Here is a 26,251-nt window from a genome sequence, read left to right on the forward strand (position 1 = left end):
AACTCACGTCCCCCACCCGCCCGACGGCCCCTAGAATTCGGGTTACTTAACGGTAGTTAGCGTTGTAGACAGCTCTCAGGGGAGTGAGAAACCTTGGCGGGAACCGCTGATTTCGATCTGTACCGCACGTCCGAGGAGCACGACATGCTCCGCGAGTCGGTGCGCTCGCTCGCCGAGGCGAAGATCGCGCCGTTCGCCGCCGAGGTGGACGAGCAGGCCCGCTTCCCGCAGGAGGCCCGGGACGCGCTGACCCTCAACGACCTGCACGCCGTCCACGTACCGGAGGCGTACGGCGGCGCCGGCGCGGACGCGCTGGCCACCGTCATCGTCATCGAGGAGGTCGCCCGGGTCTGCGCCTCCTCCTCGCTGATCCCCGCCGTCAACAAGCTCGGCTCGCTGCCCGTGATCCTCTCCGGCTCCGAGGAGCTGAAGCGGAAGTACCTGGGCCCGCTCGCCAAGGGCGACGCGATGTTCTCGTACTGCCTGAGCGAGCCGGACGCGGGTTCGGACGCGGCCGGCATGAAGACCAAGGCCGTACGGGACGGCGACCACTACGTCCTCAACGGCGTCAAGCGCTGGATCACCAACGCCGGCGTCAGCGAGTACTACACGGTCATGGCCGTCACCGACCCCGAGAAGCGCTCCAAGGGCATCAGCGCCTTCGTCGTCGAGAAGGACGACGAGGGCGTCTCCTTCGGCGCCCCGGAGAAGAAGCTCGGCATCAAGGGCTCGCCCACCCGCGAGGTCTACCTCGACAACGTCCGCATTCCCGCCGACCGCATGATCGGCGCGGAGGGCACCGGCTTCGCGACCGCGATGAAGACGCTGGACCACACCCGCATCACCATCGCGGCCCAGGCTCTCGGCATCGCCCAGGGCGCCCTGGACTACGCCAAGGGCTACGTCCAGGAGCGCAAGCAGTTCGGCAAGCCGATCGGCGACTTCCAGGGCGTGCAGTTCATGCTCGCCGACATGGCCATGAAGCTGGAGGCCGCCCGGCAGCTCACCTACGCCGCGGCCGCCCGCTCCGAGCGGATCTCGGCCGGCGGCAAGGACGAGGACCTCACTTTCTTCGGCGCCGCCGCCAAGTGCTACGCCTCCGACGCCGCCATGGAGATCACCACCGACGCGGTCCAGCTCCTCGGCGGCTACGGCTACACCCGCGACTACCCGCTGGAGCGGATGATGCGCGACGCCAAGATCACGCAGATCTACGAGGGCACGAACCAGGTGCAGCGGATCGTCATGGCGCGCAACCTGCCGTGACGCGACGCATGTGAGAGGGCCCCCGCCTCGGCGGGGGCCCTCTCACGTGTTCCGTGCCGCTTGTTTCACTCGTTCCCGCCGACCGTCACCGGCTCGTCGTTCTTCAGCTGTTCGACGAGCTTGGCGACCTTGGCCTTGTCCCAGCGGAGGTTGCCGCCGGTGGTGCCCGCGATGGGCATGTTCATCGACTTGCCGTCGCCGCCCGTGACGCCCTTCATCGCGAAGAACATCTGGCCCAGGTCGAACAGGCCCATGTCCTTGTCGACGACCAGGGTGTCCAGGCCCGCGCCCAGCGTCGGGTAGAGCTTGAAGGGGTTCATGATCGTGCCGGGGGTGGCCGTCTGGTTGGCGAGGGCGGCCAGGAACTTCTGCTGGTTCTTCGTACGGTCCAGGTCGCTGCCCGCGAAGGCGTAGCGGGTGCGGACGAAGGCCAGGGCCTGCTCGCCGTTGAGGGTCTGCTTGCCGGCCTGGAAGTCGGCGCCGGACTTCTTGTCCTTGAACGCCTTGGGGATGTCCATCTCCACGCCGCCGATCGCGTCCACGATGTTGGCGAAGCCCGCGAAGCCGATCTCGACGTAGTGGTCGATGCGCAGGCCGGTGTTGTGCTCGACGGTGCGCACCAGCAGCTCCGGGCCGTCCTCGGCGTACGCCGCGTTGAGCTTGGTGTGCCGGCCGCGACCCGGGTACTTCTTGCCGGACTTGGAGCCGACGAACGAGGGGATCTCCACGTCCGAGTCGCGCGGCAGCGAGACCAGCGTCGGGCCGTTGCTCCCGTCGTGCAGGATCATCATCGAGTCGGTGCGCTTGCCCTCGGCGGAACCGGTGTGCAGCTTCTTCTTGTCCTCGTCGGACATGCCCTCGCGGCTGTCCGAGCCGACGATCAGGTAGTTGGTGCCGTCGCCCTCCGCCGGCCGGTCGATGACCTTGCTCAGGTCCACCTCGCGGCGCAGCTTGCCGTCCGCCCAGAAGTACGTGGCGACCGAGGTGACGAGCAGTACGGCGACCAGCGTCAGCACGGTCCACTTGATCCGGCGGCCCCAGTTGGGCGCCGGGCGCGCCCCGCGGTCGCCGCCCCGCCCGCCGCCGCGGCCCCCGCCGTAGACCTGGCCGGTGTTGTAGCCGTCGTCGTGACCGCGGCCGTCGCCGTACCGGTCGTGGCCCTGGCTCTGGTGGGGGACGGCCGGGCCGCGCGGCGAGAGGTGCGGCGGCAGCGGCGGCTCGGGCGGCTGCTGCCCCGGCCCGGGGCCGGACCCGCCAGGACCGCCGGGGCCGTGCGGACCGCCGCGCCGCACGTGCGGCATGGCGCGCGCGCCCTCCGGCTCGGCGCCGCTGCCACGTCCGTACCGGTCTCTGTTGTCGGACCCAGGCCACTCGTTCATGGAGGAAGTCTGCCTGTCCTACCGCTCCGCCATACAGCCCAGGTACGAGATCGGGCCGCCGCTGTTGCAGAGCTGATGCAAAGTGACACGGGGCGTCGCTTGCGCAATCCGGGCGGAGCCGCCCAATCCGGCCGGTTCTTCCTGGTCGGAGGCGGGGCGGCGGAGGGCGCTGGAACGGGGTGGGGCGACGGCGCGGGTAACACGCCACGGTGGCGCGGAGCGTGGAGCGTGGGGTACGGGGTGCGGGACGGGCGCCGGTGGAGGAGCGTGCGCCCGCGCATAAGCTGGGCGCATGACCGATCTCGTCACCACCGGCCCGGAGGGCGACCTTCCGGGCAAGCCCACCTCCGTCTCCCGTACGACGCTGTCGCACATCATGACGGCAGGCGACACCAACCTGCTCGGCACGGTGCACGGTGGCGTGATCATGAAACTCGTCGACGACGCGGCGGGCGCGGTGGCCGGCCGGCACTCCGGCGGGCCCGCGGTCACCGCCTCCATGGACGAGATGGCCTTCCTGGAACCGGTCCGGGTGGGCGACCTGGTCCACGCCTAGTCCTCTAAGACATAAACACGCTGACCAGCGAAAACGCGCGGCGAGGGTCTACGGGGGCGGCCCCGGCATCGTCCGAGCACGGTGTCGGGGCCGTCCGCTTATGGTGGTGAACATGACTGATCAGGTCTCTACGGAGCTGGAAAGCGATCCTGCGGGTAAGCCAACGTCGGCTTCCCGTACGACGCTGTCGCACATCATGACGGCGGGCGACACGAACCTGCTCGGCACGGTGCACGGTGGCGTGATCATGAAACTCGTCGACGACGCGGCCGGCGCCGTGGCGGGTCGGCACTCCGGCGGGCCGGCGGTCACCGCCTCCATGGACGAAATGGCGTTTCTCTCGCCTGTGCGTGTCGGCGATCTTGTGCATGTGCACGCTCAGTGCAACTGGACTGGACGGACATCCATGGAGATCGGCGTTCGGGTCATGGCCGAACGCTGGAACGAGTCCACGCCCGCGACACAGGTTGGCTCGGCGTACTTGGTCTTCGCGGCTGTGGATGAGGACGGCAAGCCCCGTTCTGTGCCGCCAGTCATACCGGAGACCGAGCGCGACAAGCGCCGCTACCAGGAGGCGCAGATCCGTCGTACGCATCGTCTGGCGCGGCGGCGGGCGATTATGGAGCTGCGGGAGCAGGGCGGGTCGGACGACGCCGGGTAGGTCATGGGGCTTTCAGGTCCCATCGGTGGCCGGTGGGGATGTGCCATGCGTAGTGCTGGCGGTTCGGGTCGCAGGCGTAGCCGAACTGATCTTGTGTGGGTTGGTCGTGGTCGTTCCACCACTGCCACGCGGTTTCCACGTGCGTCCACAGGTTGTGTGTTCCGCCGTAGGTGACGGTGTGGGGGTGGTCTGCGGTGATCGGGGCGCGGGCCCAGGTTCCGTCCTGCTGCTGTAGTTGGAGCGACAGGGTGCCGTCGTCGGCGGAGTGGTAGACGAGGGCGCTGTGTGGCAGGTGGAAGGCCAGGAGCAGGCGGAAGGGGTAGTGATCCCGGATGTCTGCTGCGGTGACCGTGGTGGGCCGTATGGCGGTTTCTGGGGCGTACGGAGGGCGGTTCTTGCGGGGGTAGGTGTGGGCGTCGCCGCGGGCCGCCATGAAGCGGCCGGTTGTGGCGGTGAAGCGGCCGGCGGCGTGGTCGCCGTCGACCGTGAGGCGGACGAGTCCCCCCTCGATGCCGAGGTCAAGGTCGGTGAGGATGGCGCCGCCGGGGCGGGTCTGCTGGAGCCACGCAGTGGGGATGGTCTGCACGGAGCAGGTGGCGAGGATGCGGTCGAAGGTGACCGATCCGGGGTGGCCGAGGCGGGCGTCGGCGGTGGTGAGGTGGGGGGTGTAGCCGAGGCCGGCCAAGCGGTCGCGGGCGGTTTCGACGAGGGCGGGGTCGATGTCGCTGGAGTGCACGCGGCGGGAGCCGAGGCGGGCGCACAAGAGGGCGGTGAGGTAGCCGGTCCCGGTGCCCACGTCCCACACATGGTGACCGTCGCGAAGGTCGAGTTCTTCGAGCATTCCGGCCGTGATGTGTGGTGCGGTGGTGGACGAGGTGGGGATGCCGGTCCACGTGCGGGCGTCGATCTGTTCGGCGGTGGCGGGGTCGAGGGCGGTGACGAGGGTGCGGTCGCTGTAGGCGGCGGTGAGCCACGCGTCGCGGTCGGAGGAGTCGTGCAGGCGCCATGCGGTGATGCCCTGCTCGGTGGTCTGCTGCTCGTACCAGCGCGGCACGAAGACGTGGCGGGGCACGGTGGCGAAGACCTGGGCCCAGGAGGCGGAGCGGAGTGCGCCGGCCTTTTCGAGGTCGATGACGAGGGCGGCCATTCGGCGCCGTACGTCGTCGGAGATGGGGTTCACAGCACTCCTTGCAGTTCGTCGGCGATGGCTTCGGCGATGGGTAGCCCGGTGGCGTGGGCGATCCAGTCCCATTGGCCGCAGGGGTTGGCTTCGAGGAACGTCCACTCGCCGGAGGGGGATACGACGAAGTCGCAGGCGGCGTATCGGAGGCCGAGGCGGCTGGTGAGGCGGCGTACGGCGTGTGCGATGCGGTCGGGGGTGTGGGTGGGTTTGTAGGTGAGGGCGGGGTAGTCGCTGCGCCAGTCCTCGTGTGCCTGGGGGCTGCCGGCGTGGATTTCGGCGGCGAAATGGCGGGAGCCAACGACGGTGAGGCGGACCTCGTACGCCTTGTCGGCCCATGCCTGAAAGAGGTGGGCGGTGGTGGTGATGCCGGAGAGGTCGGCGAGGTCGTCGGCGGTGAGGCGGCGGGTGTAGATGGTCTTGAGCTGGTCGCCCTCGATGAAGACGGGGCTGGCGATCGGCTTGCAGATGATCGGGCCGCCGATGTCGTCGGCGAACGCGCGCACGGCGGCCGGGTCGTTGGTGATCAGCGTTGGGGGGACACGCAGGCCGCACTCGCGGGCTGCGGCGAGTTGCAGGGGCTTGTACTCGGCGCGGGACATGGCGGCGGGGTGGCTGACCCACCGGCAGTTGAGCGAGGTGAGGATGCCGCCGAGGCCGGCGCGGGCCTGGGCGGCGGCGAAGCGGCGTTCCGGGCCGGACATGCCGGGTGGGAACTCAAAGGCCGTAGGGGCGCGGAAGTAGGCGGCCTCGATCTTGGAGAGGTCCGCGGTGTGGTGCGCGGTGGACAGGGTCCCGGCCCAGCCGGTGGGGCCGAGGTGGCTGTCGAGGGTGAGTTGTTGGGGGAAGTCGGCGGAGTCGAGGCGGAACACGTCGACGCCGCGGTCGGACAGCATTCGCACGATGCGGTCGGCGGGCCAGTCATCCCGGGCCGCGACGACAAGGACGGTCATCAGTCCTTGGCTCCCTCGTCGAGCGGGGGCGGGTCTTCCACGTCCCCGTCTGGGACGGTCGGATCATGGGTGCCGGCGAAGGTGAGCGGGTCGCCGAACAGGCTGACGGACACCTGTAATTCGGGGTCGTAGACGGCGGCCGGCCGTACGGACGCGCGGGTGGCGTCGGGGACGCGGGCGAAGCGCAGAATCCAAGGGCGGGTGTTCGGCCCGGTGGGGGATTCGGCGCTGTGTGGGATACGCCCGTTTTCGGGGGCGAGCGGAAAAGATTCCCGGGGGTGCGCAACCGATGTCACAGGGCCTTTCCTTCCCCTTGCGGGTATGTGTAGACCTGCTGCGTGCTGCTGTGCCCCTCCCCGTCGCAACCTGCTAGGGAAAATCGACAGGGAGGGGTTCACGGGTTCCCTCATGCCATGCGGCATTAAGAGACGCGCACCGATCCGCGCATTGCGGGATGCGGCCTCGGAGCGGCGGCGCACTGCCACGGTAGCGCGTCTTCCATGAACGTCTCAATGGTTGTACGTCTAAAGGGTGAGACTGCATATGCCAATGATTGATACCTGCATGCAACGACAAAACCCCCTATCTCGACGGATAGAGGGTTGCCGCAGTGAAGGGTCAGATCATGTCGTCGAACTCGCCTTCCTTGGCGCCTGCGAGGAACGCGCGGAACTTGGCCCGCGATGTGCGGACAATGGCGTCTGGGGCGTCGCTCTCGCGCATCAGTATTTCACCCTCGTGCATGGCGATCTCAACGCAATTGTCCTCTGCGTCGGTCGACTTAGACGACTTCCGCCACTGAATTTCCACTATCTCCAGCCTTCATGCTTGTTTTGCTATTTGACGAATGAAGTCGGCTGACTTCGCGGCAGGCAAAGACCTCTCTTGCGTGCGATCGAGAACCGCACGGTAATTGGCCAAGCGTGTTTCTGCATCCAAGAACGTTGGGCCTGTCGGAATGTCGGTCTGCACGGTGTCGAGTTGTGGGACTGGGCCATGCACGTACAGTGTCGAGCTTCCAGCATTGGGGAACCCGGGACCGAACGGAATGATGCGAACCTCGACGTTGTCGCGCTCCATCTGTTTGAGCAGGAACTCGCGTTGGGTGCGGGCGACTGCGCGTCCGCCGAACTCCATCCGCAGAGCGGCCTCATGAATCAGGAAGGTGCACGAAGGGGGCGTTGTGCGGTCGAGTACGTCGCGACGCCTCAAGCGGTGCGATAGACGACGGCGGAGCGCGGCAGGTTCGAGGGGCGGGACGGCTTCCTCAAAGACGGCGCGAGCGTAGTCCTCGGACTGAAGCAGACCAGGCATGTGCATGATCGTCACCTGTCGCAGTGCTACCGCGTGGTGCTCCAGTTCAGCCAGGTCCAAGACGCCGCTTGATAGGTCGTCTCTGTAATCCTCCCACCAGCCGTGTATGCGTTCCTCGGCCATCGCTGCCAGAGCATCGACGTAGTCGGTATCCGGGCACGCGTAGTGCGTCGCCCATGCGCGCACGCGCTCGCCGCTCACTCCGAACCTTCCGGACTCGGTGTTGCTGATCGTGGTGCGATCGGTGCCGAGTAGGCCCGCGGCCTCACCCAGTGCGAGGCCGGCATGTTCGCGCATTTTGCGCAACTCGACCCCTACGCGGCGTTGGCGCGCGGTTGGCGCCTTTCTTGGTGGCATCGGCTCCCCTCCTGCTCTGCTCCAGTGTGGACCGTGTACCAACGAGGGTCCACACGGTTCCATCTTTCGTGCGAAGGGGTACAACAAGTTAGACGGACGCGCTACCGTCTTCGCAGCACCGCGTAGTGCGCCGGTAAAGCCGCAGAGCGGCTGCTCGCGCACGCCTTCGGGCGTGCCCCGGGGAGCGGCAGAGCCACGGTGGCGCACCGCGCAGACCCGCGTTGGGAGACGTAGCAATGACTCTCGCACCCCCTGCACCATCCCCCGCACCCCCCGAAGCGCAACACCACTCGTTTCGGTTCGATCTGCCCAGCGGCGCTACCGCGCCGAAGATCGCCCGGACCGTCCTCGGTGACCTGCTGACCCTGCTCGGCGTCGACGATCTCGCCGACGACGTACGTGTATTGGTCAGTGAACTGGTAACAAACGTCCACCTGCACACTTCCACACCCGTCGTACGCCTCGACGTAGCCGTGCACCCCACGTCCGTACGCGTGGCCGTGTGGGACGACGCCCCCCGTAGCCGCCTACTCAGCCTGCCTGCTCTGGCCGACGACAAGTCGGGCCGCGGCCTGCTTCTGGTCGAGGCGCTCGCGTCGCGCTGGGGCATCTATCGGCCCAACGTCGAATGCCGCACCCGGAAGGGCGTGTGGTTCGCGCTCGACAGAGACGCCAGAGAGGACGCTGCATGACCAAACGGCTTGCACAAGCGGTCGTCTTCCCGCCTGTCTACGTGAGTTGGGTGGGCGGGGAACGCCCGGTGTGGCTGCACATCAACCACATGCAGCACTACACCGAACTCACCGTCGAGGATGCCCTCGACGCCTTATACGAACTCGCGGCCGTCATGGGCTTAGAGGTCTACGACCCCACGGTGCACGGAAGGGGGGCGGCGCAGTGACGTACGCACCCCTGCTGTGGGGCCTGTTCATCCTCGGCGTGTGCTGTGCGGCAACGGTCCTGCTCATCCACTGGGCGACGTGGCCGACCACTCTGCATGGCGTTACGCCCCCGCCAGATCGCCGCGGGTATCTCTACACCTGCCATTGCAGCGCGTACGAGGGGCCGGTGCGCGTGCACATCGACGTTGACGACGAACCACGCGGCCGGCACAGGTCGCCTGCACACCGCCGCTTCCGCCCGAACCTGCCTCCCAACGTGGCGGGCGGACAGCGTGGAGAGGGGGCGAGTTTCCCTCACAAGTAGCCGAACAGGCGTATCAGTGAGCGGACCTCTCTGGCGGCCCGCCGGCCACAAGTCGGCGGGCCGCCGCACGCCTCAAAACGACAAAGGCGCCCCCACCCCGGCACGTAGCCGGAGCGGGGGCGAAGTGCTGTTCAGCGGGCGGCGGTGGCCTGCCACAGGGTGACCAGAACGCCGACGATGGCGACCAGGGCCGCGATGCTGGGCAGGGGCCACCTGCGGCCTTCAACGGCGTCGAGGCGCTTGTCGAGATCGGCGAGGGCCCGGTCGGTCTGGTCGGACCGCTGCACGAGCAGGGACAGAGCCCCGTCGACATGGGCGAACCGCGTCTCGATCGTGCCGCGGATGCGTTCGAGTTCGACGGCGACCGCGGGCGCGTCGGGGTCGGTCACACGTCGCCCCCGTCCGTACGGGCCGGGGCCTGGTCGTCGACCAGGCCGAGGCCGACGCGGTCGAGCAGGGCCTCGACCTGCGGCAGGGCCATCACGCGGGTGAGGCCACCGGCGACGGCGAGGGCGCCGGCCACCCACGGCAGCGTGTCGGGGATGCCGGATGCGTCGATGATCGCGGGCAGGGCCAGGGAGAACATGACGATGCCCTGGAGGATGGTGCGTACGGTGCGCTTCGCTTCGGGGGACATGAGGGTTCCTCTCGGGGAATGGGAGCGGGCCCGCGCGGCGGCGCGGGCCCGTACGGGTGTGGTGGAGGTCAGACCTTGGGGACCTTGAGCGCGTCCCACTGGCGGCGGCCGGGCCAGCCATCGCAGTACTGCGGGGCGTCGCCGAGGCGCTTCTGCCACTTGCGGAACGACTCGCGATCAGCACTGGTCCACTGCGGGCCGGGCCCGGACGCATACGCCGAACACCCCACCTCGACCAGGCGCCGGCCCATCGCGGTCACGATCGGGGACCGCGGGTAGGTCTTGAAGAAGTCGACTCCCGGAAACGGCTCGTACTGCGGCGCCGGGACGGGCTTGCCGGGCTTGGTGCCGAGGCGGCGGTCGATGCGCTCGCGCATGGTGGCCATGCTGAAACCGCGCGGGTCGATCTTGGTGTTCGTCCACTCCTTGTGACCGATCACGCTCGCTGCACTCCAGCCGTAGGCGCGGCAGATGGCGGCGCCGGCCCGCTCGATGGCGTCGAGCTGCGCCTCGGGCCACGGGTCGGCCCCGTTGCCCAGGTTCACGCACTCGAATCCGTAGAAGTGCACGTTGCCGTCGGTGTTGTTGTCGTTGGTGGCGGGCAGGGCGCGCTCGGCGATCACGGCGTTGAGCACGTCGCGGTCGCCCTTGCCCGCGTGGTTGGCGCGGCCGGAGCTGATCAGGTAGACGTCGCCGTTCTTGGCGATCACGGCATGGCACAGCGGCCCGGGAAGATCGGCGTATCCGTCGTGGCACATGCGCACCGTGTTGTCGGTGCCGGAGCTGACGGTGTGATGAATGATCACGCCGTTGACCGGGCCGAACGAGCCCTTGTGGTTGCGGTTGTGGGAACGCCAGTTGCCGTACTCAATGACGTTGAGTCCCTCGGCGCGCAGGGCGGCGAGCAGGCGGTCGGCGGAAAGCGGCTGTGCCATGTATCTCCAGACATCAAGAAAGCCCCGGCCATGTGGCACGGGGCTGGGGCGTGGGAGCGGAGCGGATCAGGCGGGAGTCTCGGTCTCGCTCACCAGGAAGGCGTCGATGTTGTACCCGCGGTCGGTGGGCAGGGCGGCGGCGAACGCCTGGGCGGCGGCGCGCAGCGCGGCCTCGTTCTCCTGGGGCGTGAGGTAGACGGAGCCACCCGGCGCCCAGCCGGTGACGGCAATGTCGTGGCTGATGACGGCCCTACTCAGCCCCTTGCCGTCGCCGTAGGTCACGGTGACTTCGGCGCGGACGGTCTTGGACATGGATGGGTCCTCTCTGTTGCGGGCAGCTCAGGCCAGGGCGAGAGCCATGATCGGAAAATCGTGGTCAGTCAGTGCGTTCGCCTCGGCCTGGTTGAGGCGGGCGGGGGTGTCGGACTGGCCGTTGAGGTACCAGGCACGCGCGAACGGCGCACCGAAGAAGAAGTTCGCCGTTGCGACCGGCGACTCGTTCTGCACGTGGAAGTACGCGTAATCGGCTGTGCCGCCCGTGGTCAGTGCCCAGGTCAGCCAGTAGCGGCCGGGCGCCAGAGTCACCGTTGCAGGCATGGCGATCGGCGTTGCCCCGATGTGGTTGTTGAGCATCTGCGGTGGGCTACCGGCGGTCTGCCCGGCCATCGCGAGGCCGACCGGCGCCGCGGTGCTGGTGACCTTCGTGCCGTCCTCGCGGTAGATCCCCGCGGCGTAGCGGTTGGACGACACGCCCCCATAGCCGCGGGCGAACATGATCACCCGGTTGACCGGGGTCGGCTCGGTGATGTTGATGCCGCAGACGTACAGCCGCTGAGGAGTGAGGTACTTGATCACGGGGTTGGCGACCGTGTACGGGTCACACGTCCATGCCTGAAAACCGAGAGCCTGCGGCGTCCAGACGTTGCGGGCGCCACTGGCCGGCGCGGGGAGCTGCGCGGCGGGCACGCGCCCGTCCGCACCGAGCTGGGCGACGCCGTTCGGGGCGCCGGCCGCGGCGGCAGGGATCGCTCCGACGCGCGCGGCGTCGAGCTGCACGTCCGGGCCGCGGTCCCCGTTGACGGACGCCACGCCGCCCGCGGTGAGCGGGGGGAGCTGGGCGGCGGGCACGCGGCCGGCGGCGTCGAGCTGCGCGACACCGCCCGGTGCGCCCGGCGCGGTGTCCGGTACGGCGTGCACGTCCGCGGCGTCGAGAGTGACCTCGGCCGCGGAGCGCCCGTTGATGGACTGGACGACGCCGGGGGCACCGTCCTTTCCCGGTGCCCCGTCGGCGCCGGGCGGGCCCTGCTCGCCGCGTTCGCCGCGGGGGCCCTGTTCGCCGCGCGGGCCGGTCGCACCCTCCGGCCCGCGCGGGCCGACCAGGGACGCGAGCCAGTCGGCGGGCGTGCCGGAGAAGCCGCTCGCGACGGCTACCTCATAGGCGCTCGCGCCGCGTACGGCGACGTAGTTCGGCTTGCTGGGGTCGGTGGGCGCGATGTCGGCGAGGTCGACCTGCGGCGTCTCCGCCGGCAGCAGAATCTGATAGCTGCGGCCGTTGGGGATACCGGCGAGCTGCTCGGCGACGGTGTACGACCAGCCGGACGGGTCCATGTGCGGCGCGTCCGTCGCGGGCAGACGCGCGGTGATCCGGCCCTGTGCGTCGAGCGTCGCCACGACCGGCCCGCCGAGGATCACGTCGGAGTCGGGGAACGTCAGCTGTGCGGGCGCGCGGAAAATCACGCTGCCGGACAGGGGTTGCCCGTCGGGGGAGAGGAAACGGCCGGTCACGGTGACCGTGGGGATGTTCTCGGGCAGCACGAAAGCACTCCATTACTCGGCTTCTTTGGCGGTGCGGGTGTTCACGCCCCACATGCCCAGGCACCACGCTTCACCGGTACCGGTGCCGTTGGCGCGTCGGGCCTGGAGGACGAGTACGGCGGTATCGCCGATCTTGAGGCGGTGGTCACCAGGGGTGAACCGCGGGGTAGTGAAGACTTCTCTGCCGCTGGACGCGACCACCTCGCCGAGCTGCGACAACTCCCCACCGTGGTTGATCATCAGACGCGTCTCGACGGTCGTCCCGGGCGGGGCGTAGACCGACCAGGACGCGGCGAGTACGGCATGCTGCGCCTGGATACGCCCGATGTGCGTGGTGTGCCATTCGGACCCGGTGACGTAGACGGCTGAGGACATGGGAATGGGCACCCACGGTCGGCCGAGGTAGCCGTCGGCGTAGTAGTCGTCCATCACAATCACGTCGCCGGAGCGCGACCGCAGGCGGACCATCTGCCGGACGTCGTCGCCATCGAAGGTGTTGTTGCCGACCTGGACGGCCGGGGTGCCGTCCTCGCGGGCCAGCTCGACGTACCAGTCACCTTGGGGGGCCTGCCCGGTGCCGAAAACGTCGTGTCCGTTGGGCGCCTGCACGCGCAGTTGTCCGCCCTCGCCGATGGTTACAGTGCCGTGCGAGATGGTGTTCAGCGCCGGCCGCATCTGCGAGCGGCCGGAAAGCTCCCGCACCTGCCGTTCGAGGGCCCGGATGCGGTCGAGCAGGTCAAGGGGGATCGCGGCCATGTCAGGCGGCCTCCAGATAGAGCTTTGCGGTCTCGGGCGTACCGCGCGACGGCGGCGTGATCGCGATGCCGACGACCCGGTACCGGCGGTCGAGCCCTTCGGGGAACCACAGATCGCGGATGCGCAGCCTCACGGTGGTGCCGAGCAGGGCGGGCGAAATCGCGTCGGTCACGCGCACGGTGATCTCGGGAATGGTGAGCGGGTGGCGGGCGGCGGCCCAGTCCGCGCGGGCGTGCGCGTCGAGGGTGGCCTGTTGCTCGACGGTCGAGTGATCGCTGCTGCCGTCCAGCCGCGGCCAGCCGGCCGCGATGGCGTCCTCGGCGACCAGGAGCTGAGAGAGCATCGGCGTGGAGTCGGCGGCCTGGTTGCTGTTGCTGGACGCGCCGCGCGACTGCCAGACGTTCGCCTGCCCGGTCGCGTCCACCGGCCACGAGTACGTCAGGACCGGCCCGGGGTGGTCAAGGACGATGTCGGCGGTACCGCTGCGCAGTATCGGGGCCCCCAGACGCAGGCGTTTGACCCGTCGGCCGGACTCCGGATCGCGGTAAGACGCGATGCGCCACTCGAATCCGCCCTCGACCTGACCGAGTTTGGACAGAAGATCGCGGACCGTGGGCAGGTCGTACCGGCTGTACGTGCGGTCGCGCAGCATCCCGGAGGCGTGGGTGTCGTACTCGATGCCGATGTCTCCGCCGGCCTGCTGCTGCGCGTAGTCGACGAGCTGCCGCGCGATGTCGAACTGATCGACACCGGCCGCGGTCATCGTGTCGTACAGCAGCCGGTGATCGAGGTACGAATCCCAGGTAGCGGCCTGTATCTGCATGGACAGAAACCCGCGCGAGGAGCTGCTGACGTTGGCGGTCCACAGGATTCCGCCCCACCAAATCTCGCGGCCCCGCTCGATCCACACGGCCGTGCGGCCGGGCGTCACCGCGCGCCGCACCCGGGCCGCAAGACCGGCGTTCGGTATGGGAATGGTGGCGCCGAGCGACCCGGCCTTGCCGATCCAGTCGTCAAGGGACACGCCCTGTACCGGCAGGGCGTCGATGAGCTGGTCGGTGCGCAGGTCGCAGAACAAGGCCCGGTAGGCAGGGGGAGACAACTGTCACCCCGCTTCCTGGTGTTCTTGAAAGCGGGCGCGTACCGTAAGTCCCACTGTCGGGGCGTAGTTTCTCGGCACCAGAGTCGGTTTTTGTCGCTGCTTCTGGTGTCCGGGTTGTTACACCGCCTCAGCCAACTACCTGTGCATTTCCAGTAGTCGGGCTGAGGCGTGTCTGCCTCGGAACGGCTGCCCTTCAGAGAAGGAATCTTGGCCGTTGAACTCGGGAATCTCTACGCGGGCCCTTCTGCTGGCCCTTGCGTCTCTGCTGTCTCTGCTGGTCGCCGTAGTCGCTGGTGTCCTGTCGTTTGCGTCAGGCACGAGTGTGCCGGGTGCAGTCCTCTACGGCGGCGGCGCCTTCGTCGTCTGGATGACGCTATGTGTATCGGTGCTGTCCGCGATGGGGCTACTCGACAGGTCAGCGGCGGGCCGGTGAATCAGCGCACGGTAGGTCAGTCGGTCCACCAGGAGCAGCCGAACGCCAGCCACGAAGATGAGGGGCGCTGAAAAGCTGCGGTGATCTTGCCTCGGCCGCTGATCTCGCCGCGGACGGTGCCGGCCGGAGAGGTCGCACTGACCTCACAGCCGAAACTCACCTCGGCGTACGAGGTGGGCGACTGCGTGGGCCAATACGTCTGGGGCAGGGTCAGACCGGGCAGGGGTTGCCCGTCGGCCGGGATGAGTCCGGCAGTGCGCACGATGCGCCCGCGGAGGTGCACCTGCGTGCCGGTCTTACGGATCTGGAAGGGGTACGCGTTGCTGCTAAAGCGCGTGTAGCCGGTGGGCAGGGGCAGGTCGAGCCACCCGGTATCGGCCGGGTACGGCTGCCACGCCGCGGCGGCGGCGGACCAGCGTTCCAGTCCGGTGCCGGTGTCGCGGTACTGCCCGTCGTAGGCGCCCGGGTAGGACGCGGGCCCGCCGCGGGGGATGATCCCGCCGTACGACGCGGTGTAGCGGCGCCGATCGGTCAACGCGGTGGCCCAGTTGATCCCGCCCACCCCGGCGGACGTGCCCGCCGGAACCGCGATGTCCCACAAGGCGAGGCAGGCGGGCGGCAGGGTCGGCGCGGTGGGGGTGTCGGAGCGTTCCCCCTGGATGATCTCGACCGCGGCGAGGGTCTGCTCGCTGGTGTCGTACAGCCCGTCGAGGACACGCAGCACGACCGTGTCGATCCGGCCGTACTGCGCATCCCCGTCGGCGACCGTCAGCGTCTCCGGGGCCGTCACGGCGACCGGGTACGCCCCCTGTGCGGCGGTGCCCTGCACCAGGGCGCGGCCGACACCGATCTGCACCTGCATGGCGCCGACCCCGGTTGCGGTGAACGGCCGGCCTCCGGCGATCACTCCGGCGCGCGAGGTCATTTCGTCCTCCGGCGCCATGGTCCCCACGGGCGCGGTGCGGGTGTCTTGTCGGGTCTGCCCAAGGGGCAGCAGCCATGCGGCGCGCACGGTCACAGGCGATCTCTCCTTACCAGTAGGCCGAGCGGTAGCGCACGGTGACGCTCGCGCGGGGGTCGGATGATCCGGGCGCGGCCCGGAACGCGAACTGCGTGACACCGGGGGCGAGGGTGAATGCCTGCTCTGGGATCGAGCGGGCGGTCGCGGTGTGCAGGCGCGAGGCGCCACCGTGGCCGTTGAGGGTGACGGTGCCGGCGTTGGTGTCGACGTGCAGTACGTCGTCGGCGGCGAGGTCGATGTCGTACTCGACCACCTCGCCGGTCGTGAGGTTGGTCAGGCTCGGCCGGGTGACCGGGCCCCGGAAGGTGATCGCGGGGTGAGCGTCGGCGTCGCCCTCGTTGACGGCGATCAGGGCGCCGGTCGATCCGGGGGCGCCGAAGTCGAGCTGTTCGGGGCCCGGGTCGAGGTGCCAGTCGAGGTGTTCGGGCCCGGGGTCGAGGTGCCAGTCGAGACCGGGCTCGGGGGAGGGCAGGCGGGTCTCGATGCGCTGCTCAGTGAGGGAGTAGAGGCGCGGGTCGGTGGCCTCGAACTGGAGCGCGCCGCCTTGTGAGAACCCGATGCGGTACCCGCTGGTGTCGACGGGGATGGAGCGGCGTAGGCACCGGGCCCAGCACATGAGCGGCGGCGCGTCGTCAAGGCGGATCGCGAGCGGCAGTTCGTCGTCGCGGAACGCGAGGTGTGCGGACAGGGTCCGTACGGCGGCCGACATGGCGCCGGGCGCCGTACGGATCACCAGCCCGTCAACGGTGATCGTGCGCGGCTGCGCGTACAGCGGCCCGAGGTAGGCGCCGTGCCCGTCCGAGCGCGTCACGGTGCCCGAATCGAGGCCGGGCGTATCGATCCAGCCGGAGAGGGACTTCCAGCGTACGGCGGTGCCGGGGCCGAGCAGCAGGTCGCCGTACTGAATGTGGCCGGGCAGGGTGACCAGGTCGCCGGCGGCCATGTCACCCCCTGCCCTTGGCGTGCCAGGCCAGCGCCGCGGCCGTCTGATCTGCGGTCGCCGATCCGGCGTGCCAGTTCTCGATGTGCACTGCGGGCGACATGCCCCCGCCGAATCCGGGCCCGTACGACGGACCGCCACCGGCGGCGGCGAACTGCGGCGCGGGCGGGAGGGACACAAGGTTGCGCATGGTGCGATCGACCGCGGGCGCACCCGCCTTGATGCCCTCGACGACACCGGCCGGAATGAACTTGCCGATCTTGTCGCGCATCAGACGCGAGGGCGAATGGATGCCCAGCGCGCGGGCGATCGGGCCCGGAATCATGTCCTTGGCCCAGCTCACCAGCTTGCCAGCAATCCACGGGCCCATATTCCGGATGCCGTTCCACAGGCCCCGGATCAGGTCAGTGCCTTTGTCGTAGAGCATCGATCCGAAATCGCCGAAAAACCCGACGATCCGGCCCGGCAGTCCGCGCACGAAATCGAGCATTTCCCCGGCCTTGCGCTTCGTGCCCTCCTTGATGGAACTCCAGTGCTTAATGATCAGCCCAACGAGAGTCCAGTTCAGGAAGAAATCGACGATGCGGCCCGGCAGGGCCTTGACCCAATCGACGATGGCCGTCCACACGCGCTGAGTTCCGGCCTTGATGGAATCCCAGTGCTTTATGATGATGCCGACGAGGGTGAAGTTCAGGAACAGGTCGATCAGGAATTGACCAACGGCCTTGATCTTCTCCCAAATCCAGTCCCAGACGGCGGCCGTCTTCGCCTTGATGGAATCCCAGTTGGAGACGATCAGCGCGACCAGACCGACAACCGCCGCGATGATCAGCGGTATCGGGCCCATGGCCAGCAGCCACGCCGCGGCCATCCGGGCGCCCTGGATCATCGACTGCGCGCCCATGAGCACCCAACCAGCCACCACCCGCCCGGCGTTGACCGTGGCGGCGGCACCTTGCGCCGCCCACCCGGCCAACGTCATAGCGTTCGAGGCGACGAACCGCGCCGCGCCGGTTACCGCGGCGGCGCTCTGTGTGGCCCAGCTCGCGACCACGGCCGCGCCGGTCGTGGTGGCCTGTACGCCGAGGCTGACCAGCGTGGGCAGCATCAGGAGCGTGATCACGCTCGCCGCGATCGTCAGGGCGGTCGAGTGCCGGGAGATGAACCCGGTTACGGCGTCCCACTTCGAGCCGAGCGAGAGCACCCACTGACCCAACTTGATCAACGCCGGAACCACGTACGTGCCGATCACCTCGACGGCGCCTTGCGTCAACGACCGCTTGAAGCGTTCGATCTTCGTCGCGGCGTTGTCGCGCATGGCGTTGCCGGCCGCGTCGGTGGCGCCCTTGACCTTGCCGAGGGCCTGCACCGCGTGCGCAGGATCGAGGGCGTAGATCGCCTGCTGCATGTCCTCGAACTTGGTGCCAAACAGCCCGAGGGCGATCTCGGCCTTTTTGGCCGGGTCCTTGACGCCCCGAAGTTTGGTGATGACCTGCTCGAAGGCTGCCCCGGCGGCGGGCCCGCCCTTCTGAAAGACGGCCTGCATCTTCTCGCCGGACAGGCCGAGATCCGCATACGCCTTCTTTGTGGCGTCGTTCATCCCCTGCGCTTGCAGGGTGAATTCCTTCAGCGCGTCGGCGACTACGTCCGCATCGCGCGCACCGCCCTTGAGTCCCTGCTGGAGCAGGCCCATCGACGTTTTCGCGTCGAGGCCAAGCTGACGGAATTCCGTCGGATACTCCGAGAACGTATCGAGCAGATCCTCGGCGGTATCGATGCCGCGCTGGGAGCCCTTGACAAGGACATCCATGGCCTCATCCGCCGATTTGGCGAGGCCGTTTTTCATCATCGTGCCAACGGCACGAGAGACCTTGGAAACGTCCTCGCCCATGACGGCGGCCGTATCGGCGACCCGTCGGCCCATCGTCTGGACCTGGGCCTGTGTCGCCTCCGGCGGCAGCAGACCATTGCGGGCGATGCCCTTGATGATCTCGGCGCCGTCCTGCACCGAGTCGACCACGGCACCGGCATACAGATCACCCGCGACGCGGCCGTACTTGGCGGCCACGGGCCCGGTGGTGCCGAGCTGCGCCTGCAACTGGCCCGGAATCTTGCCCTGTTCGAGGGCCGAGCCGATACCCGCGATCAGCGCGCCACCGATGGTGGCGCCGATCGCCGCGGCGGCGATCCCCTTTTTCAGGGCCTCGCCGACCTTGCTGGCCGCGCGGCCCCCGCCCCGCTCGGCACCATCGGCCACACCGTCGCCGAGCTGGCGACCGGCCTGCTGACCGCTGCTGCCCGCATCCGCGGCCATCCGGTCGCCGCCGGCGCGCATGGCGGCCTCGGCGCGGCGGATACCCGCACGGGCCCCGGAGTCGTCCACCCGAATCGTGGCGGCGAGTTCGCCGACCATGAGAGCCACGGCTCACCTCCGGGGGGTCGTGCCTCCCGGGGGTGCGGGAGCATCGTGCGAGGGGGTGAGCACGCGGGCGAGCCGCGATTCAGCAGACAGAAGGCCCAGGATGCGCAGGCGGAGCCAGCGCCAGGAGCGGTCGCGCAGCAGCGCGCGGTCGCCCAGGTCGATGCCGTAGACCTCGTGCAGGTCCGCCTCGACGAGCGGCCACTCGTCGAGGATGCGGCGCCACGTCAGCGCGGCGCGCGACCCTTGCCCGCGGGACGGGGCTTGCCCTTCGGGCCACTCGTACCACTCGTAGAGCCCCGAGACTGGGTCGAGTTCGCCGCGCCCGACCGGGCCCGACGTGCCGCCCGGTTCGGGGCCAAGCGGTTTGGGTCGCCGGCCGCGTTCCAGAACTGTTCGGCGGCGTCCTTGTCCTGCGCGATCCACACCATGGCCGTGATCGCCGCGTGCTTGAGGGCAGGCCACGGCACGCCGTCGGCCACCATCTGAGCGTGCGCGGGGCCGAGCACGTCGCGGAACAGATCGCGCTCGGCCGCATCGCTGAGGATCGTCTCGTCGACCTTCCCGCCGTCGGCGGCGACCGCCGCGGCGTTGGTGATCGCCTGTACCCGCAGACCGACCTCGGCGGACGGGGCGGGCACGGTGTAGACGGTGCCCGCAACGGGGAGTTGCAGGGTCTCGTCGAGGAGTTCGCCGAGTTCCTTGAAGGCCATTACGCGGCCCCCTTCTCAGGGGTCAGCGTCTTGCCGGTACCGGCGGCCGGGTTGGTGATCTCAACCAGCGGGCCCGACCCGGTCAGGGTGACCTTGACCGTGTCGAGTTCGTCGGCGCCGCCGCCGTCCGGCTCCCACGTGACCAGGGCCTGGCCCGCGTACGCGTCCGCGGCCCCGTTGCGGTCGTAGTACCGCACCCGCACATACGAGTCAGCACCGAACGCCATCGACGCCTTCCGCAGCTTCTCCTGTACGGCGTTGAAAGCCCCAGTGGTCGGGTGGGCGCGGTGCGCGATGGTCGTCTCGATGGACCACGCGAGCATGGTCACGGTCTGCTCGACCCACCCCTCGGCGTCATACGTGGTCGATTCCTGCTGCGTCGGTTCGATCTTCGGCGCGAACTCGCTGATACCCGGCAGCAGCGTCCATGCGGGGGTGGTGCCGTCCGTGCTCATGTCGATCTCGCACCGGTACCGGCGCGCAAGCGCGGTGATCGTCTCGGCCGGCGGCGTCGGGGTGCTCAAGGCGCCTCCCTATTCAAGGTGTCGGGCCGCGCGGTGTGCGCGGGCGTAGTAGTTGCTGCTGCGCTCCGCGCGCCCGCTGCTGTCGGCGCCGATGGGGGCGGCCGAGTTGCGGTAGATGAGCTGCACCCACGCGGCGCCCCAGTGGTGGGGGCCGGAGCCGTGCAGCACGTCGAGTACCTGGTCGTCGAGGGCGTCGACTTCGCGCGGGTCCGGCCCGGCGCGGGTGCGCACCTGTATGCCGGTGGTGGTGTCGGTCAGGGCTGCGGACTCCTCGACGGGGTACGCCGACAGGCAGATGACCCGATCCGGCGCCGGAGGAGTGGCGGCAATGGTGATGGCGGTCTCGCCGGCCGCGTACACGCCGTCGGGCCGGTAGGTGCCGACCCCGGCGGCGTCGAGCAGACGGGCGAGACCGTCGAGCAGATCAACGGTGTACGACATCAGCGCAGCGCCCGCCGGACCTGCGCGGCGATCAACGCCTGCACGGTGTCGGTGGAGCCGGGCAGGACGCGTTCGAGGTACTTGGCGGTGCGGCCCGGGTCGTGCCGGGCGGTCATGTCCTCGTGCACGCGGCGGGCGTACGGGGTGTCGTACGACACGGCGGCCGTGCCGCGGCGCGCGTCCACACTGGTCGCGCCGCTCCGTTCGAGGGTGCCCTCCTCGATCGGCACCAGCTGACGGCTGAGCTGTAGAACATGCTCGGCGCCGAGCAGGGCACCGCGGGCGGCGGCCTGCCGAAGCGCCTCGGTCACGGCCTGTCCGTTCCAGTGCAGTTCGGCGCGCGGTCCGCTCATTCGCAGGTCACCTCCGTACAGGCAGGCACCGGCAGACCGGGCGCGGTGTGGTGGGCGGTGGTGAGCGCCGTAGTGGTGCGCCCGTCGGGGAGCGTGATGCGGGACCCGGGCGGGCAGTCGAGCAGCGGCCCGGCCACGATCGTTGCCGAGGCGGTCACCTGTCGGCCGTCCGGGGCACGCACCATTCGCACGCTCACGTCGACCAGGGCGGGCACGTTCGGGATGGCGTGGCGGTACTGGGGCCCGTAGGCGCCTTCCCCGGCGTACGGCTCGACCGTGATGCGGTGGCGCAGCAGAACCTCGGGCACGCGGGTCACCACGCGATCACCCGGCCCGGGGTGAGTCCGGCCCGCCGCAGAATGCGGTCGGCGCGCGGCGCCAGCTCCACCCCGGTAGCGCCCGGCGGGCGCGCGGTGCGCCCCGACAGGCTCACGGGCCCGATGCTCACCGAATCCCAGTGATCACCTGCACCGGTGCCGTCGGTGCCCGCAGCGAGCCAGTACTCGACCTGCGCGCACGTGGCGCGGGCGAGAGCCTCGGCGGTCACCGGGTCGGTCGGGTCACCGTCCGCGTCGACCGCGTAGACCGCGGTCAGCAGCGCCGAATCGATGTCCTCGGACGCTCGGGCGAGCAGCCGCTCGGCGTCGTCCGGCGCCGCAGTCCCAGCCCACGCGGCCAGCTGTTCAGGCGTGGCGTAGGGGCGGCGCGCCATGGTCACCCCCTCTTGGTGCGGGCAGCAGAACGGGCCGCCGGCTTCTTCACCGGCGGCCCGTCGGGGGCCTGCTCCTCACTGGTCGCAGGATCGTTTCTGCTCTGGTGGTAGCGGCGGAGCAGCATCAGGAACCGCCGTCCTTGGTGGCGAGTGTGCCGACGCACACGCCCTTGTCGTCGAGGCGCTTCACGGCGTAGTGGATGTTCGTAGTGATGACGGTGGTGCGCTTGAGGATGTCGCGGTCGGTCTCGACGATCGGGGCGCGCTTGTAGAGCAGGCCGAGAGAGTTGGTCTTCAGCAGCAGGAAGCGGCCGGCGGCGACTCGGTCGGTGACGATGACGGGCATACCGGCGAGGGCGCCGATCGTGCCTGTGGTGACCGGGATGGAGCCGCCCAGCTTGGAAGCGTCGGTGAACTGCGGATCGTCCCACACCTGTGTGCGCTGGGCGGAGTTGATGAACAGGCCGGCGAACTGGTCGGGCTCGAACTCGTCGCCGAACAGCGCAACAGCGTGGTTGACCACCTTCCACGACAGCGCAGTGTCGGTGGCGGCGTACTGGTACGGCTGTCCGCCACCGGCGGCGGTCTCGTCGGCCTGGGCCTGGGCGATCAGGTCGGCATCGACCTTGCGGGCGGCAAGGATGCCGAACTGGCGCTGTGCCTCGGCGCGCGGGTCGCCCAGCGCGGTCAACATCGCCTTATCGCTGATCTCTACACCCTTACCGACTTCCTTGATGGTCGCCGAGCTGCTGCTCTGCCCCATCACGGACGTAGTCATGGCGACGGCCTCGGTCAGCTCGTCCAGTTCGCCGAGGGCGCCCCACTTGGGGAAGCTGATCGATGCGCCGGGCTGGCCAACGAGGGTGTTGTCGACCATGACGGCAGACGATCCAGCGACGCGTACGGCACCAGTGAATCGGGCCTGCGCCATGTCGGCCCACACCTCGGGAACGATCAGATTTGCGGCCTTGGTCTCAGGCACAGTGGTACTCCTGTTCTGCCGGCGCGGTGCCGGGATGGTCGGGGGCCCGGCGCGGGTGCCGGAATCAGGAACCGGCGAGGCGCCGGTACGTGTCGGGATCGGACTGGAACAGCTCGGCGCGCGCGGCGTAATCCATGGCGGCGAACTGAGCGGCCGTGACGCCCGGCGACGGGGGACCGCTGAACTCCGCGCCGGCGCGTACGGGGCCGGCACCGGTGGCGCGCAGATGCGGGCTGGCCTCTACGGCAGTCTTGATCACCTCGGCGAGCCGGTCGCCGAAAGCCTTGTCGTCAGGGTCGAGGTCGGCGAGCTGCTTCTCGACGGTGCGGGAGTCGAGCAGGCGGGCGGGGTCGGCGCCGGCGGTGTGCGCGGCCTGGTGCGCGGCCAGCTCGACACGGAGCTGCCGCGCCTCGGCGCGGGCCTGGTCGCGCTCGGCGGCGGCCTGCTCGGCCAGACGCGCCGGGTCGGCCTCGCCGTCGGCGCCGTCCGGGTCGAGCACCTTACGCAGGGCGGCGAGCAGGTTGTCGCGCTCGGCGGCGGCCTGCTGCGCGGCCTGCTCGGCGGCGCTCACGCGCTGCTCGGCGGCCGGATCGGCGGCCGGGGCCGCGGGGGCGGGCTCGGTGCCGGTCGGCTCCGGGGTGTTGGCGCCCGGGTCGGTGCCGGGGGCCTCGGCGGCAGGGGTGGCGGTTTCGGACATGCGGAATCGGCCTCCGGGGCGTGTGCGGGCATGAAAAAGGGCCCGCCGATGGCGGGCCCAAGATCACTTCACTGATTCGAACTGTGTGTCAGCTACCAGGGGTATTACTCAGGTATGGATGAAAATGTACGAGTGGTAGGGCGATGTGAGATCTGCGATGGAGACCGTATACAAAAGCCGGTGCCGATATACCCGTCTTGGAGCAGCTCGCCGGTCTGGCGATGCAGGCTGCGCACTGAGTGTGAGAATGGGTGTGACCAGGCCGCACCACAAGGTGATTAGTCGGCAGCCTCGGCGTCGAGGGGGCGGGCCTTGGCGTAGCCACGCACCCACGCGGAGCGGCGCAGGTCACCGCGGGGGTAGGGGCAGACGGTCACGGGCTGGCGTTCACGGCCGGCCGCGGCGCCCTCGTTGATCGCGCGCACCAGTTCAGCGCGGCTCACGGTGCCCCCTCAGAGTCGGTTCTGCCGGTCGCTGCGCGCCTTGCGGGCGGTGTCCGCGGCGGCGTCGCGTACGCCGGTGAGCTGCTCGGTGTACTCCGCAAGCGTAGTGCGCGGGTGATCGGCCCACCACCGTTTGAGGTCCTCCGACGCGCGGGCGTACGCCACGTGCGACGGGCCCGTGAACAGGCTCCGCGGGTCGACGCCGGCGGCCTCGGCCTCCCGCGTGAGCAGGTGCCCGCGCAGCTCGGTCTCGGCCTCCAACCACTGAGCGTAGATGTGCTCTTGGTACATCTCGCGTACCTGCTCGCGGGTGTAGGCGGTGCGCTGCGCCTCGGCGGCCTGCTCCCGCTCGGCGAGCCACCGCTCGGCCGCGGTCAGCTCGGCGTACGGATCGTCGAGGGCCAGGTGCGCCCAGTCGTCCGGCTCGGCGGCCGGGGCGAGGGCCTCCTCGATGGCGGCCCGGTCGGCGAGTTGACCCTCGACGGTGTGCGCGCCAGCCGCAGCAGGCGGCGGAGCGGGCGGGTACCGCCGGTCGAGTTCGGCGGCGATCCGCTCGACGTCGTACTCGGTGGCGTAACGCATGGCCCAGCCGAGCAGGTCGTCGCCGACCGCGGACAGGTCCGCGACCAGGCGCCCGCCGGGGAACAGTGCGCCGAGCAGGTGCCGGCGGTGCGCCTCGGCGGCCAGGGCGCCACGCTCGGTGTCGTCGGCGTGCCGGGCGCGTTCGGCGAGCTGCTGCTCGGACATGCCGATCAGGTCCCGGCGGGCGCCGGGCAGGGCGGCGTCGAGGTCGCGCCGGTCCATCTCCGCCATGACGCGCAGCAGGTCAGCGTCGGACAGGTGCGAGGAGACGCGGGCGAGTTCATCGTCGCTGTAGGTGGCGAGGTTGTCGGCGAGACGTCCCTGTGGCCGGATGCGGTCGAGCAGGTCGGCCGTTTCGCGGCGGTCCGCTTCGGTGGCGATCCGGTCGCGGGCGCGGTCGTCGAGCACTCCGGGGCGCATGGCGGCGCCGAGCTGCTCGTCGGACATCTCCCGCAGCGTGCCGTCGTCACCGGCACGCACGCGGGCGGCCTGCATGACATCGTCCGGCGCCGCCGTGGTCTTCGTGGGGAGGTTGGACGCGCCCGGCTGCTCCCGGTGGCGCAGGCGCCGCAACTTCGGATGCGCGGCCAGATGGAGCCGCATGGCCCCCTGCCACTGGCGCACCTTGGCCTCGGCCTGCGCCTTGGCTTCCGGCGTCGTCGCACCGGCCACCCGGTTCTTGTACTTGCGAATGTGCCGCTCGATCTCGCGCTGCCGCTGCCCAGCCTCGTACCCGGAAGGGTCCGGCTCCGGCGCCTCAACGCGGGTCAGGCCCGGCGTGTAGCTGCTCACGCTGTGTCGGCAGTTGGGGTGTTGGAGTCCGGCGCGGCGGGCCTCGTCGAGCGATCCGGCCACGTCCACGCGGATCATGCGGCCGTCGTCGAGGGCGTGCTCGACCTCAACCGTCCGGGCCCCGTCCGGCCCGCCAATGGACAGGATGCGGCGCTCCCACGGGCGGCACAGCGGGCACTCGCGCGGCGAGTTGGAGACGATCACCAGGTCAACGCCCGCGTCGGCGAGGGTGGTCATGTGCGCTTCGGTCGCGGCCCGCGCGACGCTGGTGCGCACCGCCATTTCGGCGTACGCGGTCAGCGACCAGCGGCGCCCGGCCCGGTCCCGAAACGAGGAAATCCCCCGGTCGGCGAACCGCTGCATGGCCTGCTGTGTGGCCTGGCGGCGCGTCTCGGTGCCGAGCAGGGGCGCCGCGGTGACCTCGGCAACGACCTGCCGATACCCGTCCTCGACCGCGCGGAGAATGCCGCGATGGGTCGAGGTGACGGTGTCGATGGTCTCGGCGGCGAGGCGGTCGACGGCCCGCGCGTGCGGGGTCCGCTCGGCCACCGTCCGCAGCTCCTCCTCCGGCAGGGCGTCGAGTTCTTCGAGGGCGGAGGCGCGGCCAGCGGTGTACGCCTCGGCCACAGCGTGGCGTACCTCGGTGTCGACGGTCCCGGCGAGGGCGCCGAGCAGCACGTCGGCCGCACGCCGCAGCGGTGACACGGCGGCGAGTTTGGCGACGGCCCAGCCGGGCGCGTCCAGCCCGGCGGCGAGCTGCCGCGCACACAGTTCGAGCAGGCGTCGTTCGACATCCGCGTACAGGTCCGCGGTCACCGCGGCGAGGTACTCGACCTGATCGGGGGACACAGGCATCGTCCCCCCGATCGCGCCAGGTAACGAGTCGATTCAGTTTTGCGCTGCGCTGGAACCTAACGATTCCTCGCAGGGTGCGGGCTATTGGTTTTCGCGTACCTCGACCCAGTCGCTACAGCTCGATCCCCATGCTGACAAGCACAACCGGAAGAGGGCGCTTTCACCGAAAGCCTCGCTGTAGCGGTTCGTTCCTGTCGACCAGCCGTAGTTACCGTCTGCATTCCCGG

The 26,251-nt window shown here is 69.7% G+C and carries 30 protein-coding genes and 1 pseudogene; 5 read left to right on the forward strand and 26 right to left on the reverse strand.

The genetic code is table 11. The features are described 5' to 3' along the window. Positions 1 to 93: 93 nt before the first annotated feature. Positions 94 to 1,266, forward strand: coding sequence for an acyl-CoA dehydrogenase family protein (locus ACH4FX_RS02925; protein WP_398474408.1), 1,173 nt, complete (start codon positions 94 to 96; stop codon positions 1,264 to 1,266). Between the two features lie 65 nt (positions 1,267 to 1,331). On the opposite strand, the gene ACH4FX_RS02930 is transcribed toward ACH4FX_RS02925, so the two are convergent. Next, complete coding sequence (locus tag ACH4FX_RS02930; RefSeq protein ID WP_398474410.1) at positions 1,332 to 2,645, reverse strand: LCP family protein; 1,314 nt, start codon at positions 2,643 to 2,645, stop codon at positions 1,332 to 1,334. 292 nt (positions 2,646 to 2,937) lie between these two features. Here ACH4FX_RS02930 and ACH4FX_RS02935 point away from each other — a divergent pair. Further along, positions 2,938 to 3,183: pseudogene (locus tag ACH4FX_RS02935) on the forward strand (acyl-CoA thioesterase); the annotation flags it as partial. A 130-nt stretch (positions 3,184 to 3,313) separates the two neighbouring features. Continuing rightward, positions 3,314 to 3,862 carry an acyl-CoA thioesterase gene (locus ACH4FX_RS02940; RefSeq protein WP_398474411.1) on the forward strand — a complete coding sequence of 183 codons (549 nt, stop codon included), beginning with the start codon at positions 3,314 to 3,316 and terminating at the stop codon, positions 3,860 to 3,862. A gap of 1 nt (position 3,863) precedes the next feature. Here the strand turns inward: ACH4FX_RS02940 and ACH4FX_RS02945 are convergent, their stop codons facing one another. The 5 genes from ACH4FX_RS02945 to ACH4FX_RS02965 form a co-directional block, all read right to left on the reverse strand. Then, on the reverse strand, positions 3,864 to 5,042 hold the full coding sequence (locus ACH4FX_RS02945) for a methyltransferase domain-containing protein (RefSeq protein ID WP_398474413.1): 1,179 nt from the start codon (positions 5,040 to 5,042) through the stop codon (positions 3,864 to 3,866). Further along, positions 5,039 to 5,995: an ATP-grasp ribosomal peptide maturase gene (tgmB, locus tag ACH4FX_RS02950; RefSeq protein ID WP_398474415.1), complete on the reverse strand. Its 957-nt coding sequence runs from the start codon at positions 5,993 to 5,995 to the stop codon at positions 5,039 to 5,041. Before tgmB ends, ACH4FX_RS02945 begins: the two co-directional genes overlap by 4 nt. After that, positions 5,995 to 6,291 carry a putative ATP-grasp-modified RiPP gene (tgmA, locus tag ACH4FX_RS02955; protein ID WP_398474417.1) on the reverse strand — a complete coding sequence of 99 codons (297 nt, stop codon included), beginning with the start codon at positions 6,289 to 6,291 and terminating at the stop codon, positions 5,995 to 5,997. The genes tgmB and tgmA overlap by 1 nt, the downstream gene beginning before the upstream one ends. A gap of 322 nt (positions 6,292 to 6,613) precedes the next feature. Beyond that, positions 6,614 to 6,805, reverse strand: a complete 192-nt coding sequence (locus ACH4FX_RS02960; RefSeq protein ID WP_398474419.1) for a DUF397 domain-containing protein — start codon at positions 6,803 to 6,805, stop codon at positions 6,614 to 6,616. A gap of 12 nt (positions 6,806 to 6,817) precedes the next feature. Continuing rightward, entirely contained in the window at positions 6,818 to 7,666 is an 849-nt protein-coding gene (locus ACH4FX_RS02965) for a Scr1 family TA system antitoxin-like transcriptional regulator (protein WP_398474421.1), read from the reverse strand. A gap of 236 nt (positions 7,667 to 7,902) precedes the next feature. Between ACH4FX_RS02965 and ACH4FX_RS02970 the strand changes: the two genes are divergently transcribed. Then, positions 7,903 to 8,358, forward strand: a complete 456-nt coding sequence (locus ACH4FX_RS02970; RefSeq protein WP_398474423.1) for an ATP-binding protein — start codon at positions 7,903 to 7,905, stop codon at positions 8,356 to 8,358. Continuing rightward, entirely contained in the window at positions 8,355 to 8,567 is a 213-nt protein-coding gene (locus ACH4FX_RS02975; RefSeq protein ID WP_398474425.1) for a hypothetical protein, read from the forward strand. Before ACH4FX_RS02970 ends, ACH4FX_RS02975 begins: the two co-directional genes overlap by 4 nt. A 436-nt stretch (positions 8,568 to 9,003) precedes the next feature. On the opposite strand, the gene ACH4FX_RS02980 is transcribed toward ACH4FX_RS02975, so the two are convergent. From ACH4FX_RS02980 to ACH4FX_RS03075, 20 genes are all read right to left on the reverse strand, one after another. Next, positions 9,004 to 9,261 (reverse strand): hypothetical protein, encoded by a 258-nt coding sequence (locus tag ACH4FX_RS02980; RefSeq protein WP_398474427.1) that lies wholly within the window; start codon positions 9,259 to 9,261, stop codon positions 9,004 to 9,006. Further along, complete coding sequence (locus tag ACH4FX_RS02985) at positions 9,258 to 9,509, reverse strand: hypothetical protein (protein ID WP_398474429.1); 252 nt, start codon at positions 9,507 to 9,509, stop codon at positions 9,258 to 9,260. The genes ACH4FX_RS02980 and ACH4FX_RS02985 overlap by 4 nt, the downstream gene beginning before the upstream one ends. 68 nt (positions 9,510 to 9,577) lie before the next feature. Next, positions 9,578 to 10,444 (reverse strand): peptidoglycan-binding protein, encoded by an 867-nt coding sequence (locus ACH4FX_RS02990; RefSeq protein ID WP_398474431.1) that lies wholly within the window; start codon positions 10,442 to 10,444, stop codon positions 9,578 to 9,580. A gap of 66 nt (positions 10,445 to 10,510) precedes the next feature. Continuing rightward, on the reverse strand, positions 10,511 to 10,756 hold the full coding sequence (locus ACH4FX_RS02995) for a hypothetical protein (protein ID WP_398346823.1): 246 nt from the start codon (positions 10,754 to 10,756) through the stop codon (positions 10,511 to 10,513). 27 nt (positions 10,757 to 10,783) lie between these two features. Continuing rightward, positions 10,784 to 12,259: a hypothetical protein gene (locus ACH4FX_RS03000; protein WP_398474433.1), complete on the reverse strand. Its 1,476-nt coding sequence runs from the start codon at positions 12,257 to 12,259 to the stop codon at positions 10,784 to 10,786. 12 nt (positions 12,260 to 12,271) lie between these two features. Beyond that, positions 12,272 to 13,015: a hypothetical protein gene (locus ACH4FX_RS03005; protein ID WP_398474435.1), complete on the reverse strand. Its 744-nt coding sequence runs from the start codon at positions 13,013 to 13,015 to the stop codon at positions 12,272 to 12,274. Between the two features lies 1 nt (position 13,016). Continuing rightward, positions 13,017 to 14,117 carry a hypothetical protein gene (locus tag ACH4FX_RS03010; RefSeq protein WP_398474437.1) on the reverse strand — a complete coding sequence of 367 codons (1,101 nt, stop codon included), beginning with the start codon at positions 14,115 to 14,117 and terminating at the stop codon, positions 13,017 to 13,019. 449 nt (positions 14,118 to 14,566) lie between these two features. Further along, on the reverse strand, positions 14,567 to 15,568 hold the full coding sequence (locus ACH4FX_RS03015; RefSeq protein ID WP_398474439.1) for a hypothetical protein: 1,002 nt from the start codon (positions 15,566 to 15,568) through the stop codon (positions 14,567 to 14,569). Positions 15,569 to 15,581: 13 nt separating this feature from the next. Next, positions 15,582 to 16,514 (reverse strand): phage distal tail protein, encoded by a 933-nt coding sequence (locus tag ACH4FX_RS03020; RefSeq protein WP_398474441.1) that lies wholly within the window; start codon positions 16,512 to 16,514, stop codon positions 15,582 to 15,584. A gap of 1 nt (position 16,515) precedes the next feature. Further along, positions 16,516 to 18,924 carry a phage tail tape measure protein gene (locus ACH4FX_RS03025; protein ID WP_398474633.1) on the reverse strand — a complete coding sequence of 803 codons (2,409 nt, stop codon included), beginning with the start codon at positions 18,922 to 18,924 and terminating at the stop codon, positions 16,516 to 16,518. 233 nt (positions 18,925 to 19,157) lie between these two features. Next, positions 19,158 to 19,643: a hypothetical protein gene (locus ACH4FX_RS03030; protein WP_398474443.1), complete on the reverse strand. Its 486-nt coding sequence runs from the start codon at positions 19,641 to 19,643 to the stop codon at positions 19,158 to 19,160. Continuing rightward, complete coding sequence (locus ACH4FX_RS03035; protein WP_398474445.1) at positions 19,643 to 20,167, reverse strand: phage tail tube protein; 525 nt, start codon at positions 20,165 to 20,167, stop codon at positions 19,643 to 19,645. The genes ACH4FX_RS03030 and ACH4FX_RS03035 overlap by 1 nt, the downstream gene beginning before the upstream one ends. A gap of 9 nt (positions 20,168 to 20,176) precedes the next feature. After that, positions 20,177 to 20,608: a minor capsid protein gene (locus tag ACH4FX_RS03040; protein ID WP_398474447.1), complete on the reverse strand. Its 432-nt coding sequence runs from the start codon at positions 20,606 to 20,608 to the stop codon at positions 20,177 to 20,179. Next, the gene (locus tag ACH4FX_RS03045) at positions 20,608 to 20,961 is read right to left on the reverse strand and encodes a hypothetical protein (RefSeq protein ID WP_398474449.1); all 354 of its coding nucleotides are present in this window, start codon (positions 20,959 to 20,961) and stop codon (positions 20,608 to 20,610) included. The genes ACH4FX_RS03040 and ACH4FX_RS03045 overlap by 1 nt, the downstream gene beginning before the upstream one ends. Beyond that, a complete protein-coding gene (locus tag ACH4FX_RS03050) occupies positions 20,958 to 21,269 on the reverse strand; it encodes a hypothetical protein (RefSeq protein ID WP_398346835.1) in 312 nt (103 codons plus the stop codon). The genes ACH4FX_RS03045 and ACH4FX_RS03050 overlap by 4 nt, the downstream gene beginning before the upstream one ends. A gap of 5 nt (positions 21,270 to 21,274) precedes the next feature. Further along, complete coding sequence (locus ACH4FX_RS03055) at positions 21,275 to 21,673, reverse strand: hypothetical protein (protein ID WP_398474450.1); 399 nt, start codon at positions 21,671 to 21,673, stop codon at positions 21,275 to 21,277. Between the two features lie 124 nt (positions 21,674 to 21,797). Further along, positions 21,798 to 22,655 carry a N4-gp56 family major capsid protein gene (locus tag ACH4FX_RS03060; RefSeq protein ID WP_398474452.1) on the reverse strand — a complete coding sequence of 286 codons (858 nt, stop codon included), beginning with the start codon at positions 22,653 to 22,655 and terminating at the stop codon, positions 21,798 to 21,800. A gap of 64 nt (positions 22,656 to 22,719) precedes the next feature. After that, on the reverse strand, positions 22,720 to 23,352 hold the full coding sequence (locus tag ACH4FX_RS03065) for a hypothetical protein (RefSeq protein ID WP_398474454.1): 633 nt from the start codon (positions 23,350 to 23,352) through the stop codon (positions 22,720 to 22,722). Between the two features lie 278 nt (positions 23,353 to 23,630). Then, a complete protein-coding gene (locus ACH4FX_RS03070) occupies positions 23,631 to 23,795 on the reverse strand; it encodes an Rmf/CrpP fold protein (RefSeq protein ID WP_398474456.1) in 165 nt (54 codons plus the stop codon). A gap of 9 nt (positions 23,796 to 23,804) precedes the next feature. Further along, on the reverse strand, positions 23,805 to 26,024 hold the full coding sequence (locus ACH4FX_RS03075) for a phage minor capsid protein (RefSeq protein ID WP_398474458.1): 2,220 nt from the start codon (positions 26,022 to 26,024) through the stop codon (positions 23,805 to 23,807). Between the last annotated feature and the right edge of the window lie 227 nt (positions 26,025 to 26,251).

It is taken from the genome of Streptomyces sp. NPDC018019, assembly GCF_044327805.1.
GTDB lineage: Bacteria > Actinomycetota > Actinomycetes > Streptomycetales > Streptomycetaceae > Streptomyces.

Bases quoted from the DNA above. Each gene is read 5' to 3' on its own strand.
- ACH4FX_RS03055 (WP_398474450.1), bottom strand. From the start codon at position 21,673: ATGGCGCGCCGCCCCTACGCCACGCCTGAACAGCTGGCCGCGTGGGCT.
- ACH4FX_RS02975 (WP_398474425.1), top strand. From the start codon at position 8,355: ATGACCAAACGGCTTGCACAAGCGGTCGTCTTCCCGCCTGTCTACGTG.
- ACH4FX_RS03065 (WP_398474454.1), bottom strand. From the start codon at position 23,352: ATGTCCGAAACCGCCACCCCTGCCGCCGAGGCCCCCGGCACCGACCCG.
- ACH4FX_RS02985 (WP_398474429.1), bottom strand. From the start codon at position 9,509: ATGTCCCCCGAAGCGAAGCGCACCGTACGCACCATCCTCCAGGGCATC.
- ACH4FX_RS03075 (WP_398474458.1), bottom strand. From the start codon at position 26,024: ATGCCTGTGTCCCCCGATCAGGTCGAGTACCTCGCCGCGGTGACCGCG.
- ACH4FX_RS03005 (WP_398474435.1), bottom strand. From the start codon at position 13,015: ATGGCCGCGATCCCCCTTGACCTGCTCGACCGCATCCGGGCCCTCGAA.
- ACH4FX_RS03025 (WP_398474633.1), bottom strand. From the start codon at position 18,924: ATGGTCGGCGAACTCGCCGCCACGATTCGGGTGGACGACTCCGGGGCC.
- ACH4FX_RS02990 (WP_398474431.1), bottom strand. From the start codon at position 10,444: ATGGCACAGCCGCTTTCCGCCGACCGCCTGCTCGCCGCCCTGCGCGCC.
- ACH4FX_RS03020 (WP_398474441.1), bottom strand. From the start codon at position 16,514: ATGGCCGCCGGCGACCTGGTCACCCTGCCCGGCCACATTCAGTACGGC.
- ACH4FX_RS02930 (WP_398474410.1), bottom strand. From the start codon at position 2,645: ATGAACGAGTGGCCTGGGTCCGACAACAGAGACCGGTACGGACGTGGC.
- ACH4FX_RS03040 (WP_398474447.1), bottom strand. From the start codon at position 20,608: ATGTCGTACACCGTTGATCTGCTCGACGGTCTCGCCCGTCTGCTCGAC.
- ACH4FX_RS02970 (WP_398474423.1), top strand. From the start codon at position 7,903: ATGACTCTCGCACCCCCTGCACCATCCCCCGCACCCCCCGAAGCGCAA.
- tgmB (WP_398474415.1), bottom strand. From the start codon at position 5,995: ATGACCGTCCTTGTCGTCGCGGCCCGGGATGACTGGCCCGCCGACCGC.
- ACH4FX_RS02965 (WP_398474421.1), bottom strand. From the start codon at position 7,666: ATGCCACCAAGAAAGGCGCCAACCGCGCGCCAACGCCGCGTAGGGGTC.
- ACH4FX_RS02940 (WP_398474411.1), top strand. From the start codon at position 3,314: ATGACTGATCAGGTCTCTACGGAGCTGGAAAGCGATCCTGCGGGTAAG.
- ACH4FX_RS02995 (WP_398346823.1), bottom strand. From the start codon at position 10,756: ATGTCCAAGACCGTCCGCGCCGAAGTCACCGTGACCTACGGCGACGGC.
- ACH4FX_RS03030 (WP_398474443.1), bottom strand. From the start codon at position 19,643: ATGGCCTTCAAGGAACTCGGCGAACTCCTCGACGAGACCCTGCAACTC.
- ACH4FX_RS03045 (WP_398474449.1), bottom strand. From the start codon at position 20,961: ATGAGCGGACCGCGCGCCGAACTGCACTGGAACGGACAGGCCGTGACC.